The 12,893-nt window shown below is 68.7% G+C and carries 10 protein-coding genes and 2 tRNA genes; 6 read left to right on the plus strand and 6 right to left on the minus strand.

Annotated features, from left to right (window positions below):
• Positions 1 to 129: 129 nt before the first annotated feature.
• The 3 genes from recJ (at position 130) to BM397_RS00210 (ending at position 2,279) form a co-directional block, all read left to right on the plus strand.
• Positions 130 to 1,875 (plus strand): single-stranded-DNA-specific exonuclease RecJ, encoded by a 1,746-nt coding sequence (recJ, locus tag BM397_RS00200; protein ID WP_092426723.1) that lies wholly within the window; start codon positions 130 to 132, stop codon positions 1,873 to 1,875.
• A gap of 130 nt (positions 1,876 to 2,005) precedes the next feature.
• Positions 2,006 to 2,080, plus strand: a tRNA-Glu gene (locus tag BM397_RS00205).
• A 124-nt stretch (positions 2,081 to 2,204) separates the two neighbouring features.
• Positions 2,205 to 2,279, plus strand: a tRNA-Glu gene (locus BM397_RS00210).
• Between the two features lie 134 nt (positions 2,280 to 2,413).
• Here the strand turns inward: BM397_RS00210 and BM397_RS00215 are convergent.
• The 5 genes from BM397_RS00215 to BM397_RS00235 all read right to left on the minus strand — a co-directional run bounded on the left by BM397_RS00215 (position 2,414) and on the right by BM397_RS00235 (position 8,442).
• Complete coding sequence (locus BM397_RS00215; RefSeq protein WP_092426722.1) at positions 2,414 to 3,700, minus strand: amidohydrolase family protein; 1,287 nt, start codon at positions 3,698 to 3,700, stop codon at positions 2,414 to 2,416.
• On the minus strand, positions 3,701 to 4,648 hold the full coding sequence (locus BM397_RS00220) for an ABC transporter permease (RefSeq protein ID WP_092426720.1): 948 nt from the start codon (positions 4,646 to 4,648) through the stop codon (positions 3,701 to 3,703).
• On the minus strand, positions 4,645 to 5,691 hold the full coding sequence (locus tag BM397_RS00225) for an ABC transporter permease (protein ID WP_092426718.1): 1,047 nt from the start codon (positions 5,689 to 5,691) through the stop codon (positions 4,645 to 4,647). Before BM397_RS00225 ends, BM397_RS00220 begins: the two co-directional genes overlap by 4 nt.
• Before the next feature lie 164 nt (positions 5,692 to 5,855).
• Complete coding sequence (locus tag BM397_RS00230) at positions 5,856 to 7,394, minus strand: ABC transporter ATP-binding protein (protein WP_092426716.1); 1,539 nt, start codon at positions 7,392 to 7,394, stop codon at positions 5,856 to 5,858.
• Positions 7,395 to 7,416: 22 nt separating this feature from the next.
• Complete coding sequence (locus BM397_RS00235) at positions 7,417 to 8,442, minus strand: BMP family protein (protein ID WP_092426715.1); 1,026 nt, start codon at positions 8,440 to 8,442, stop codon at positions 7,417 to 7,419.
• A 428-nt stretch (positions 8,443 to 8,870) separates the two neighbouring features.
• Here BM397_RS00235 and BM397_RS00240 point away from each other — a divergent pair, with 428 nt between their 5' ends.
• The 3 genes from BM397_RS00240 to BM397_RS00250 all read left to right on the plus strand — a co-directional run bounded on the left by BM397_RS00240 (position 8,871) and on the right by BM397_RS00250 (position 11,313).
• Positions 8,871 to 10,115 (plus strand): malonyl-CoA decarboxylase, encoded by a 1,245-nt coding sequence (locus BM397_RS00240; RefSeq protein WP_092426713.1) that lies wholly within the window; start codon positions 8,871 to 8,873, stop codon positions 10,113 to 10,115.
• Positions 10,116 to 10,183: 68 nt separating this feature from the next.
• Positions 10,184 to 10,789 (plus strand): helix-turn-helix domain-containing protein, encoded by a 606-nt coding sequence (locus BM397_RS00245; RefSeq protein WP_092426711.1) that lies wholly within the window; start codon positions 10,184 to 10,186, stop codon positions 10,787 to 10,789.
• The gene (locus BM397_RS00250) at positions 10,786 to 11,313 is read left to right on the plus strand and encodes a GNAT family N-acetyltransferase (RefSeq protein WP_092426709.1); all 528 of its coding nucleotides are present in this window, start codon (positions 10,786 to 10,788) and stop codon (positions 11,311 to 11,313) included. The genes BM397_RS00245 and BM397_RS00250 overlap by 4 nt, the downstream gene beginning before the upstream one ends.
• A 198-nt stretch (positions 11,314 to 11,511) precedes the next feature.
• Here BM397_RS00250 and BM397_RS00255 read toward each other — a convergent pair whose 3' ends face one another.
• Entirely contained in the window at positions 11,512 to 12,885 is a 1,374-nt protein-coding gene (locus BM397_RS00255; protein WP_092426707.1) for an L-serine ammonia-lyase, read from the minus strand.
• Between the last annotated feature and the right edge of the window lie 8 nt (positions 12,886 to 12,893).

Below are 12,893 nucleotides of genomic sequence, written 5' to 3' on the forward strand. Positions count from 1 at the left end.
CTTTAAAAGTACGCAAATCCGACCCTCACCACCCGCGCGGCGCCGGTCCGGCGTGCCCCGTTCCGTTCCGCGCCGTTTCGCGCTAGGAGGAAGCGGAATTCGGGCACAAAGAAGAAACGCGAGGGGCGCATGAGCTATCTGGGTGTGGAGCGGTCGCTGAGCGGGCGGCGCTGGGTCGGGCCGGCGGTCGAGGTCGAGCGGCAGGCCGAGGCGCTGGCGCAGGCCACGCACCTGCCACGGCCGCTCTGCGCGGTGCTGGCGCGGCTCGGCGTGCCGGGCGAAGAGGTGCCGGGCTTTCTCGACCCCAAGCTGCGCGACCTGATGCCCGACCCGCGCTCCATGCGCGACATGGAGAAGGCCTCGGGGCGAATCCTGCAGGCGGTGCAGCGGCGCGAGCGCATCGCCATCTTTGCCGATTACGACGTCGACGGCGGCAGCTCGGCGGCGCTGCTCATCGACTGGCTGCGGCAGCTCGGGCTGGAGGCGACACTTTACGTGCCCGACCGCATCGACGAGGGCTACGGCCCGAACGTGCCGGCGATGCAGCAGCTGGCAAGTGCGCACGACCTGATCATCTGCGTCGACTGCGGCACGCTCTCGCATGAGCCCATCGCCGCGGCAAAGGGCGCCGACGTCGTGGTGCTCGATCACCACCTCGGGGGCGAGACGCTGCCCGACTGCGTGGCGGTGGTGAACCCCAACCGGCAGGACGAGGACGGCGCGCTGGCGCATCTCTGCGCCGCCGCGGTGGTCTTCATGGTGTTGGTCGATTGCGGCCGGCTGATGCGCGAGGTCGGGGCGCGGGGCCCGGACCTCATGTCGCTGCTCGATCTGGTGGCGCTGGCCACCGTCGCCGACGTGGCGCCGCTGCGCGGGGTCAACCGCGCCTTTGTCCGCTCCGGCCTGCAGGTCATGGCGCGGCGCGAGCGGCCCGGTCTCGTGGCGCTTTCGGACGTGGCGCGGCTCGACACGGCGCCCTCGGCCTATCATCTTGGCTACGTGCTGGGGCCCCGGATCAACGCCGGCGGGCGGATCGGCCAGGCCGACCTTGGCGCTCGGCTGCTCGCTACCCGCGACCGTCACGAGGCCGAGGCGCTGGCCGAGCGGCTCGACAAGCTCAACTCCGAGCGCCGCGAGGTCGAGGAGGCGGTGCGCGCCTCGGCCATCGCGCAGGCGGAGGAGCGCGGCCTCGACGCGCCGCTGGTCTGGGCGGCGGGCGAGGGCTGGCATCCGGGCGTGGTCGGCATCGTTGCCTCGCGCCTCAAGGAGATGACCAACCGCCCCTCCATCGTCATCGGCTTCGACGGCGGCGAGGGCAAGGGCTCGGGCCGTTCGGTCTCGGGCGTCGATCTGGGCGCGAGCATCCAGAAGCTCGCGGCCGAGGGGCTGCTGATCAAGGGTGGCGGCCACAAGATGGCGGCGGGGCTTACCGTTGCCGAGGACAAGCTCGAGCCCGCCATGGTGCGGCTGGCGGAGCTTCTCGCCAAGCAGGGCGCGGGGCAGGGCGGCGCGGCGGACCTGCGGCTCGACGGGCTGATGATGCCGGGGGTCGCCAGCACCGAGCTGTGCGACCGCATGGAGCAGGCCGGGCCCTTTGGGGCAGGCGCGCCGGGCCCGCGCTTTGCCATGCCCGATGCGCAGATCCTTTTTGCCAAGGAGGTCGGCACCGGGCACCTGAAGATCACCGCCGGGGACGGGCTGGGTGCGAAGATCGACGCCATCTGCTTCGGCGCTTTCGACACACCGATGGGGCAGGCGTTGAGCCAGCACAAGGGCGCTCGATTCCACCTCGCCGGGCGCTTCGAGATCAACGAGTGGAACGGGCGGCGCTCGGTGCAGATGCGGCTGGAGGATGCTGCGCCTGCCGCCGGGTAAGCAATTTTCCGCGGGAATTATCCATCATTATCAGTGATTTGCGAAAAAGTCACGGATGGGTGAAAAAACCGCAAAATTCCGCTTGCAAGGGGTCTGAGCTTTGACTAGAACGCCCCTCACCAGCCGGCACGGCCCGTTCGTCTATCGGTTAGGACGCCAGGTTTTCAACCTGGAAAGAGGGGTTCGATTCCCCTACGGGCTGCCACTGGTTTTGTTTTTGTCCCCGCGGGGACGGGCAAAATCGGGGTCAGAGACCGGGTCAGCTGGGGTTCATGAGGTTCGCAACAGCCTCTCCATCGGGTCGAAAGTTTCGGTGGTCGCGTTGCAATGGCCCGTTCGTCTATCGGTTAGGACGCCAGGTTTTCAACCTGGAAAGAGGGGTTCGATTCCCCTACGGGCTGCCATTTATCCCAGCATAGCATGAACCAGACCGCCAAGGGCGCGCGACGATCGCGGGCCTTTTTCGCGTTTCCGGCGCAGTTTTCGCGCGCACGAAAGCCGCTGTCCCCGCAGGGACAACGGGTCCTTTCTTGTGTGCTCAGGACGGCACCTTGTGCCGGCGCCGCACGCTGCCGGGGCGGCCGGGCAGGGCGAGGCGCGCGTCGTTGCGGGCCTGTTTCGAGACCATCTTGCCCTTGGAGATGACGCAGAGCCGGTCGGGCCGCAGGCGCAGCGCCTCGATCGGATCGCCGGCGTCGAGCACCACCAGCGAGGCCATGTTGCCGACCGAGAGCCCGTAGCCGTCGAGATGCAGGATCCGGGCGTTCTCTTCGGTCACCATGGTGAAGCAGCGGGCCATTTCCTGCGGCGAGGTCATCTGCGCCACGTGCAGCCCCATGAAGGCCACGTCGAGCATGTCGCCGGTGCCGAGCGAGTACCACGGGTCGCGCACGCAGTCCTGCCCCCAACCGACGCGGATGCCCATGGCCTGCATCTCCTTGACGCGGGTCAGGCCCCGGCGCTTGGGGTAGCTGTCGTGCCGCCCCTGCAGGGTGATGTTGATCAGCGGATTGGGGATCGCGGAGATCTCCGCCTCCGCGATCAGAGGGAGCAATTTGGACACGTAATAGTTGTCCATCGAATGCATCGAGGTCAGGTGGCTGCCCGCCACGCGCCCCTGCAATCCGAGCCGCTGGGTCTCGTAAGCGAGAGCCTCGATGTGGCGCGATAGGGGATCGTCGGTCTCGTCACAGTGGATGTCGACCAGCAGGCCCCGGTCTGCGGCGATCTCGCAGAGCTCCTTCAGCGAGGCCGCGCCGTCACCCATGGTGCGCTCGAAATGGGGGATGCCGCCGACCACCTCGACGCCCATGTCCAGCGCGCGGATCAGGTTCTCGCGCCCCGTGGGGCTGCGCAGGAAGCCGTCCTGCGGAAAGGCGACGAGCTGCAGGTCGAGATAGGGTTTCACCTTCTCCTGCACCTCCAGCATCGCGGTGACGGTATTGAGGTGATCGGGGGTTGTGTCGACGTGGCTGCGGATCGCCAGAAGGCCCAGTGAGACGGCCCAGTCGCAGTAGTCGAGCGCCCGGGCGACCATCTCGTCGACCGTCGCCTGCTCGCGCAGCTCGCCCCAGAGGTCGATGCCCTCAAGCAGCGTGCCAGAGGCGTTGATCCGCGGTGTGCCGTAGCTGAGCGTGGCATCCATGTGGAAATGCGGATCGACGAAGGGCGGGGAGACGAGGTCGCCCGCGGCGTCGATGGTCTCGCCTGCCTCGGAGCCCGTCAGGTCGCCGATGGCGGCGATATGCGTGCCTGTGATACCGATGTCGGCAATGGTCCCGTCCGGCAGGGTGCCGCCGGTGACGAGGATGTCGAAGCTGGCCATTCAGCGCTCTCCGCGGTTGAAGGGGGTCATCAGCGCCGCGGGCACCTCGGCCCGGCGCGACATGAGGATAAGGGCGAGGATCGACAGCACGTAGGGGATCATCAGGAAGACCTGATAGGGCACGAGCTGTCCCATGGGGGTCTGCTGCAGGCGGATCTGCAGCGCGTCGAAGCCGGCGAAGAGCAGCGCTCCGAGCAGCGCCTTTCCGGGCTTCCACGCACCGAAGACCACCAGCGCGATACAGATCCAGCCGCGGCCGTTGACCATCTCGAAGAAGAAGGACGAGAAGGCCGACATGGTGAGGAAGGCGCCGCCGACGGCCATCAGGCCGGAGCCCACTATGACGGCGCCCATGCGGATCGCGGCCACGGAAAGCCCCTGCGCCTCGACCGCCTGCGGGTTCTCCCCGGCGGCGCGCACGGCAAGGCCCAGCGGCGTGCGGTAGAGCACCAGCGCCACCAGCGCGGCGCAGCCGAAGGCGGCCCATGTGAGCGCGGTCTGCGAGAACAGCGCCTGCCCGAGCCAGGGGATGTCCGACAGCCCCGGGATGTGCAGCGGCTGGAAGGGGTCGATGCGCGGCGGGCTGGTGACCTCGGGCAGAGCGAGGCGGTAGGCGTAATAGGCCGACGAGGTGGCGAGCATGGTGATGCCAAGCCCCACCACATGCTGCGACAGGCCAAAGGGCACGGTGAGCAGCGCATGGAGCGCACCGAAGGCCATGCCGGCCAGCAGCGCGACCAGAACGCCCGGCCAGAGGCCGAGCCCGGCGTAGACCGCCATCCAGCCCGCGAAGGCGCCAAAGACCATGATGCCCTCGATGCCGAGATTGAGCACGCCCGCACGCTCGCAGATCAGCTCTCCGAGGGTGGCGAAGATCAGCGGCGAGGCGATGCGCAACACCGCGGCCCAGAAGCTGGCGGAGATGAGGATATCGATGATCTCGGTCATCCGCGCACCACCCGGACTTTGGTAAGCAGGATCGCCAGCACCATGAACAGGAGCGCCGTGGCGAGCAGGATGTCGGCGATATAGGTCGGCACGCCCGCGGCGCGCGACATGCTGTCGGCGCCGACAAAGACCCCGGCCACGAAGAGCGCCGAGACGACGACCCCCAGCGGATGCAGCAGCGCCAGCATGGCAACGACGATGCCGGTATAGCCGAAACCGGGCGAGAGATCGGCGGTGAGGTTGCCCTTCAGCCCCGCGACCTCGGAGAAGCCGGCCAGCGCGGCGAGCCCGCCGGAGATCAGCGCGGTCTTGACCAGCACCCGGCCCACCGGAATGCCGGCAAATCGCGCCGCCTCTGCGTTGAGGCCGGTGGCGCGGATCTCGTAGCCGAGGGTGGTGCGGGTCTGCATGACCCACACGGCCAGCGCCGAGAGCAGCGCCAGCCCGAAGCCCCAGTGAAGCCGCAGCCCCTCGACGATCCGCGGCAGGCGGGCATCGCGCGGCAGCGCCGGGGACTTGGGCCAGCCCATGCCCATCGGGTCCTTCAGCGGTCCCTCGAGCAGGTAGGAGATGAAAAGCGCCATGATGAAGTTGAGCAGCAAGGTGGTGACCACCTCGTCCACGCCGAGCCGGGTCTTCAGCAGCACCGGGCCGAGCAGCACCAGCGCGCCGGCAAGCACCGCGCCGAGCGCCATCAGAGGCAGGGCGAGCGGGCCGGGCAGGCCGAGTTGCGTGCCGATGACCACGGTGACCAGAGCCCCCGCGTAGAGCTGCGCCTCGGCGCCGATGTTCCAGAGCCGGGCGCGGAAGGCGACCGAGATGGCGAGACCGGTGAAAATGAGTGGCGTGGCGCGGTTGAGCGTCTCCAGCAGCGCGAACTTCGAGCCCGCAGCACCGCGGGCGATCAGGCCCAGCGTGGCGAGCGGATCGGCCCCGGCGATGAGGGCGAGCCCCATGGCGACCAGCACCGTGGCGCCAAGCGCCAGCGCGGGCAGGCCGAGGGTTCGGGCCGGCGAGGGGGCGGCGATGGGATCAAGGCGCATGGCGGCCTCTGGTCAGCTGTGACTCTGCCCCGTCGGCGGTGGCGGTGGAGAGTGTGGGGATTGCGTATTTGGAAAGAGAAGAAGGGCGGAGGGGGCGCGGTGTGCCGACGCCGGGCTGCGGGGGGGACGCCGGGAGGCGCGCCGGAAGATTTTCGTGAAGCACGTCAGGCAGCATCGTCGAACCCCTGTCCGGCCATCCATTGGCCCAGCTCGGCGGGGGTCTTGCTGCCGCGCGGGAATTCCGGCGAGAGGCGGCCCTCGCAGATCACCCGCACCACGTCCGACAGCGTCAGCACCTCGTCGAGATCCTCGGAAATCAGCAGCACCGCGGCACCGGCGTCGCGGGCGGCGATGAGCCGCTCCTGCACGTAGGTGACCGCGCCGATGTCGAGGCCGCGGACGGGCTGGTTGGCGAGGATGATCATCGGCTGCGCCTCGAGCACCCGACCGAGGATCAGCTTTTGCATGTTGCCGCCCGAAAGCAGGCGGATGCGGGTCTCTGGGCCGGGGCAGCGGACATCGTAGGTCTCGATGACCTGCTCGGCGGCGCGGCGCGCGGCGGACCAGTCCATCCAGCCCGATGTCGCGATGGGGGGCTGCGCGTAGCGCTCGAGCACGGCGTTCTCGGTGAGGGTGAAATCGGCGATGGTGCCGGTCGTGTGACGGTCCTCCGGGATGCGTCCGATGCGGGCCTTGAGGGCGTCGCGCGGGGACCAGCTGGTGACCGTTTCGCCGGTCAGTTCCATGGTGCCCGCGCTGGGGGTCTCGAGCCCCGACAGCAGGTCGGCGAGCGCGCCCTGACCATTGCCGGAGACGCCGGCGAGGCCGAGGATCTGCCCGGCCTTCAGTTCGAGGTCGATGCCGCGGAGCCCGGTGCGGTTGCCGCGCGCTGGGGTCGAGACCTTCTCGAGTTTCAGCAATGTGGCGCCGGGGCGGGCTTCGGCGGGGGCAGGGGGCGTGATCTCGGCGCCGACCATCAGCTCCGCGAGTTGGTGGCGGTCGGTTTCGGCGGTGGCGACCTCGCCCACGAGCCTGCCGTGGCGCAGCACCAGCACGCGCGACGAGACCGCCGTCACCTCGTGCAGCTTGTGCGAGATGAAGATCACCGAGAGCCCCTGCGCCACCGCCTTGCGCAAGGTCTCGAAGAGCGCGTCGCTTTCCTGCGGGGTAAGCACCGCCGTGGGCTCGTCGAGGATCAGGATGCGGGCCTCGCGGTAGAGCGCTTTCAGGATCTCGACCCGCTGCCGCTCGCCCACCGAGAGCGTCGCGACGCGGGCATCGGGATGCACGGCGAGCCCGAAATCTCGCGAGAGTTGCTGCACGCGCTGCCGGGCGCCGCCGCGCCCGAGGCCGGGGCGCCAGAGCGGCGCGGTGCCGAGAAGGATGTTCTCGAGCACGGTCATGTTGTCGGCGAGAGTGAAATGCTGGTGCACCATGCCCACGCCCGCCGCCAGCGCCGCGCCGGGAAGGCCGGGCGGCAGCGGCTGGCCGAAGACCTCCACCGTGCCCTCGTCGGCGGTGTAGTGGCCGAAGAGGATGTTCATCAGGGTGGTCTTGCCGGCGCCGTTCTCGCCCAAGAGCGCCACGACCTCGCCGCGCGCCAGCGAGAAGCTGATGGCGTCATTGGCGGTCAGCGCGCCGAAGCGCTTGGTGATGCCGGAAAGGCGCAGGACCACGTCCTGCGCCTCCTTGGTCTCGGTCATTGCCGGTTCCTCACCCGAGTCCTCACGAGGACTTGGGCTCTTCGTCGTTGATCTCGACGGTGAAGGAGCCGTCCTTGATCGCCGCTTCCTTCGCCGCCACCATGTCGAGCGCCTCTTGCGGGACCTTGCCCTCGAAGGTGCCGAGCGGGGCGAGCGAGCAGCCGCCTTCCTTCATGAAGCTGTAGGTGCCGTAGTTCTCTGCCGAGAAGCTGCCATCGCCGACCTTGGCCAGCGCCGCTGCCAGCGTCGGGCCGAAGTCCCAGAGTGCCGAGGCGACCACGGTTTCGGGGTAGTCGGCCTGCGTGTCGATGACGTTGCCGATCGCCAGAACGCCCTTTTCCTGCGCCGCGTCGGAGACGCCGAAGCGTTCGGCGTAGAGCATGTCGGCGCCGCTTTCGATCATTGCGAAGGCGGTTTCCTTGGCCTTGGGCGGATCGAACCAGGAGCCGATGAAGCTGACCTGGAAGGTGGCCTCGGGTTTGCTCTCCTTCACGCCCGCCATGAAGGCGTGCATCAGGCGGTTCACCTCGGGGATCGGGAAGCCGCCGACCATGCCGATATTGCCGGTCTCGCTCATCGCGCCGGCGATGATGCCCGAGAGGTACGAGGCGTCCTGGATGTAATTGTCGAAGACGCCGAGGTTCGGATAGGCCTCGTCGGGCATGAAGCTCGAGCCCATGAGGAAGGCGGTCTCGGGGTAGTCGAGCACCACCTCGCGGGCTTCCTGCTCGACGCCGAAGATCTCGCCGACGATCAGCTGTGCGCCGCTCTCGGCATATTCGCGCATGACGCGCGGATAGTCGGTGTTGGCGGTGTTCTCGGAGTAGGTGTAGGTGATCAGCCCCGCGGCCCTGGCGGCCTCGGCGGCGACGTGGATACGGCTCACCCATTGCTGTTCGACCGGCACCGTGTAGATGCCCGCCACGCTGATCGGCTCCTGCGCCGTCAGCTTGCCCGCGAGGCCGGTGCTCGCAAGCGCCGTGAGCGCGCCGGTGCTCTTCAGCAGTCCGCGCCGGGTCAGTATCCCGGCCGATTTGTCGATTGCCATCCGTCTGTCCTTTTCCATCCCTGTGGGTGTTTTGTGAATTTTTTACCAAGCGGTAAGGAATGCGGCGATTCGAGGCAATTGCCGTCGCGGGAGGGGCGGAAATTTTCGCCTATCCGCTGTGCGCTGCGCATAGGTTTGCCCAGCGAGTGAGCAGCTGTGCCGGGCGGCGTTTGGTGCGCAATTTTTGCGGGAAATTGTTTGAGAGGGATCGCTTTGGTTGGTCGTGGGGTTCGTTGCGGGGCGCAGGGGGCTCTGCCCCCGTCCGCCGGGGCGGACTCCCCCGGGATATTTGTGACATGCGGAAGAGGGGATCGTCGCGCTTCGGGCGGCGTTGGCGCGAACAGGCTTGTCACCGGGCGGGGCGGCGGCGCACCCTAGGATCGGGGGGAGACCGCAGGGCGCCGGAGGGGTGCCGGAAAGGAGTGCGCATGAGTCTCTTTGCCGATCTTCTCAGCACCATCTTCGACCGCCGTGCCGATGCGGCGCCGCGGCTGCGGCGCGACCCGCGGGCGCTGCCGGCACTCGTGCGAGAGCTGCTGGAGGTGCGCAGCGAAAGCGTCGCGACCATGCTGGCCCGGCACGTTCTGCAGCGCTACGACGGCATGTCCGTGTCCGAGAAGCTCGAGGCCTTTCGCGGGCTGGCGGCGCTGAATGTCGATGCAGAGGCGGTGCGCGCGGCGCTGGACGCCTACGAGGACGCGCCTTCGGGCGGCAGCTACCGCGCCTTCATGGCGGCGGCAGAGCCGCCGCGCGCCGAGTTGCTGCGCCGGCTCAACATGGTGCCCGGCGCGACCGAGCGGCTGGTGCGGATGCGTGCCGACCTCTTGCGCCAGGGGCGGGGCGAGCCCGAGCTGGAAGCGCTCGACGAGGATTTCCGGCACCTGTTCAAGAGCTGGTTCAACCGCGGCTTCCTGGTGCTGCGGCCGATCAGCTGGGAGAGCCCGGCGCATGTGCTGGAGAAGATCATCGCCTACGAGGCGGTGCATGCGATCCGCAGCTGGGACGACCTGCGCCGCCGGCTCGCGCCGCCCGACCGGCGCTGCTTTGCCTTCTTCCATCCGGCGATGCCCGACGAGCCGCTGATCTTCGTCGAGGTGGCGCTGACCCGCGGGGTGCCCGGCTCGATCCAGGCGCTGCTGGAGGAGGAGCGCGCGCCGCTGGAGGTCGGCAGCGCCGACACCGCGGTGTTCTACTCGATCTCCAACTGCCAGCCGGGGCTGGCGGGGATTTCCTTCGGCAACTCGCTGATCAAGCAGGTGGCCTCGGATCTCGCGAGCGCGCTGCCGGGGCTGAAGACCTTCGTGACGCTCTCGCCGATCCCGGGGCTGGTGCGCTGGCTGGAGGAGCAGGGGGTGGCCTATGATCCGCAGGACGCCAAGCGGATGAGCCAGCTGGCGGCGCATTACCTGCTCACTGCCAAGCGCAGCGACGGGCGGCCGCGCGACGCGGTGGCGCGCTTTCACCTCGGCAACGGCGCGATGGTGCACGCGGTGCACGCCGGGGCCGATACCTCGGAGAACGGCCAGCGGCAGTCGGGCGGGGTGATGGTCAACTACCTCTACGACCTCGGGCGGGTCGAACAGTATCACGATCGGTTTGCCGCGAGCGGCGAAGTGGTGGCGGCCTCCGCGGTCAGGTCGCTGTCGGCGGGGAGGGAGAAGGCGCAGGCCTAATCAGGCTTGCGGGAATGGTCAAAATCGGGAATATTTCTCATTATTGAGATAATCCCGGAGGCTTCGCGATGGCCGACCCCTTGCCCCAGACCCTTCCCACGCCCGCCGACGATGCCGGTGGGCTGACCGCACGGCTCGCCCGGCGACTTGCATCGCTGCGCGCCGAGGCCGGGCTGACACTGGACCAGCTGGCCGAGCGCAGCGGCATCTCGCGCGCCGCATTGTCGCGCTTCGAAAAGGCCGAGACCAGCCCCACCGCCGAGGTTCTGGGCAAGCTCTGCATCGCCTACGGGCTGAGCATGTCGCGGCTGATGGCGATGGTCGAGGAGGGGTTCACCGCCTATGTGCCCGCCGCCGATCAGCCCGAATGGGTGGACGAGGCGACCGGCTTCACCCGCCGCGTCGTCTCGCCCGCCGCCAGCGGCCTGGCCGCCGAGGTGCTGCAGTGCACGCTGCAGCCGGGGGCCGAGATTTCCTATGATGCCTCGCCCGTGCCGGGGCTGGAGCACCACCTGCACCTGCTTGCGGGCAAGCTGCGGGTCGAGGTCGAGGGGGTGCCGCACGAAATGGCCGCTGGCGACACGCTGCGCTATCGGCTGGAGGGGGCGACGCGCTTCACGGCGCTCAGCAAGAAGAAACCGGCGCTCTACGTGCTGGTGCTGGTGACGCCATGATCCGCGAGGTTCCCGCATCCGGGATCCGCGATCACCTGCGGGATTTGGCGGACATCCTGGCCGCCTGCGTGGCGGATGGGGCGAGCGTCGGCTTCGTGATGCCTTTCGGAGCGGCAGAGGCGCTGCGCTTCTGGGAGGGGCTGGTTCCCGAAATCGAGAGCGGCGACCGCATTCTCTTCGGTGCCTTCGAGGGAAAGCGCATGGTGGGCACGGTGTCGTTGGCTCTGGCGGGCATGCCGAACCAGACGCACCGGGCGGAGATCTCGAAGATGCTGGTGCACCCGGAGTTCCGCCGCCGCGGTCTGGCGCGGGGATTGGTCGAGGCGCTGCTGATCCGGGCCGAGCAACAGGGGCGGGATTTGATCACGCTGGATACGCGCACCGGCGATGCGGCGCAGCACCTATATGCGTCCTGCGGGTTCCTGCCTGCCGGGGAAATCCCGGAGTATGCGCTGGCGCCGGAAGGCACGGCGCGGCGGGATGCGACGCTGTTCATGTACCGGCTTGGGGCGCGCGCGGCGTGAACGACGCTGGGCGCTGCTTCGCCCGGAATCAAGGCGAAGCCGCCGGGAGAGCGCCGGCCCGTCCCGGCGGGCTGGCGCTCTGTCACCCTCGTTCGGCGCTCGGATGTCGCGCGGACTTGGCCGGGGCAGAGCAAAGACTGCAGGTGTTGTAGCGCCACCCAACGGGCCGGCACTCGCCCGGCTATCGTTGCATTGCCCTCAGCAGTTCGGCACGTTGACCGCGAGGCCGCCGAGCGAGGTTTCCTTGTATTCATGCCCCATGTCGCGGCCGGTCTGTCGCATGGTCTCGATGCAGGCATCGAGCGACACGAGGTGCGTGCCGTCGCCGCGCATCGACAGCGAGGCGGCGGAGACCGCCTTGATCGCGCCGAGGCCGTTGCGCTCGATGCAGGGCACCTGCACGAGGCCCTTCACCGGATCGCAGGTCATGCCGAGGTGATGCTCGAGCGCGATCTCGGCGGCGTTCTCGATCTGCGCCGGGGTGCCGCCCATGACGGCGCAGAGCCCGGCGGCGGCCATCGCCGAAGCGCTGCCGACCTCGGCCTGGCAGCCGGCCTCGGCGCCGGAGATCGAGGCGTTGTACTTCACCAGCCCGCCGATTGCGGCGGCGGTGAGCAGGAAGTCGGGGATGCGGGCAGAGGTCGCGCCGGGCACGAAGTCGAGCCAGTAGCGCATGACCGCCGGCACGACGCCCGCCGCGCCATTGGTCGGCGCGGTGACGACCTGACCACCGGCGGCGTTCTCCTCGTTCACCGCCATGGCGTAGCAGCTCATCCAGTCGTTGATCACATGCGGTGCGGTGAGGTTGCGGCCGCGCTCGGCCTGCAGCTGTTCGTGGATATTGCCGGCGCGACGCTTGACGTTGAGCCCGCCGGGCAGGATGCCGCCGCCCTCTAGGCCGCGGTCGAGGCAATTCATCATCACCTCGGAAATGCGCAGCAGCCCGGCGTCGAGCTCGGCGGCCGGGCGGCGCGACAGCTCGTTGCGGCGTTTCATCTCGGCAATGGTCAGCCCCGATTTCTCGGCCATCTCCAGCATCTCGGCGGCGCTCTTGAAGGGGTAGGGCACGGCGGGGCCGTGGTCCTTGTCCTCGCCCGAGGTCAGCTCGTCCTCGGTCAGCACGAAGCCACCGCCAACGGAGTAATAGGTCTCCTGCAGGATCACGTCGCCCTGTGCGTCGGTGGCCATCAGGATCATGCCGTTGGCATGGCCGGGCAGATTGCGGTCGTAGTCGAAGCGCAGGTCGGTCTTCGGCGAGAACTTCAGCGGGGCAAGGCCCTCGGGGTGGACCATGCCGGTGGCGTCGATCTCGGACAGCGCGGCCTCGGCGGCCTCGGCGTCATAGCTTTCGGGCTCGAATCCGGCGAGGCCGAGGATGGTGGCGCGGTCGGTGGCATGGCCGACGCCGGTGAAGGCCAGCGAGCCATGCAGCGAGCCGCGCAGCCCGGCGGCGGCAAAGGGCGCAGCGCGCAGCCGGTCGAGGAAGCGCGCCGCGGCAACCATGGGGCCCATGGTATGCGAGGACGACGGTCCGATGCCGACCTTGAACATCTCGAACACGGAAAGAAACATTGCGGCCT

The sequence above is a fragment of the Alloyangia pacifica genome, assembly GCF_900116195.1.
Classification (GTDB): Bacteria; Pseudomonadota; Alphaproteobacteria; order Rhodobacterales; family Rhodobacteraceae; genus Salipiger; species Salipiger pacificus.

Coding starts and splice junctions, on each gene's coding strand:
- BM397_RS00220 (WP_092426720.1), bottom strand. CDS start 4,648: ATGACCGAGATCATCGATATCCTCATCTCCGCCAGCTTCTGGGCCGCG.
- BM397_RS00215 (WP_092426722.1), bottom strand. CDS start 3,700: ATGGCCAGCTTCGACATCCTCGTCACCGGCGGCACCCTGCCGGACGGG.
- BM397_RS00255 (WP_092426707.1), bottom strand. CDS start 12,885: ATGTTTCTTTCCGTGTTCGAGATGTTCAAGGTCGGCATCGGACCGTCG.
- recJ (WP_092426723.1), top strand. CDS start 130: ATGAGCTATCTGGGTGTGGAGCGGTCGCTGAGCGGGCGGCGCTGGGTC.
- BM397_RS00240 (WP_092426713.1), top strand. CDS start 8,871: ATGAGTCTCTTTGCCGATCTTCTCAGCACCATCTTCGACCGCCGTGCC.
- BM397_RS00250 (WP_092426709.1), top strand. CDS start 10,786: ATGATCCGCGAGGTTCCCGCATCCGGGATCCGCGATCACCTGCGGGAT.
- BM397_RS00245 (WP_092426711.1), top strand. CDS start 10,184: ATGGCCGACCCCTTGCCCCAGACCCTTCCCACGCCCGCCGACGATGCC.
- BM397_RS00225 (WP_092426718.1), bottom strand. CDS start 5,691: ATGCGCCTTGATCCCATCGCCGCCCCCTCGCCGGCCCGAACCCTCGGC.
- BM397_RS00230 (WP_092426716.1), bottom strand. CDS start 7,394: ATGACCGAGACCAAGGAGGCGCAGGACGTGGTCCTGCGCCTTTCCGGC.
- BM397_RS00235 (WP_092426715.1), bottom strand. CDS start 8,442: ATGGCAATCGACAAATCGGCCGGGATACTGACCCGGCGCGGACTGCTG.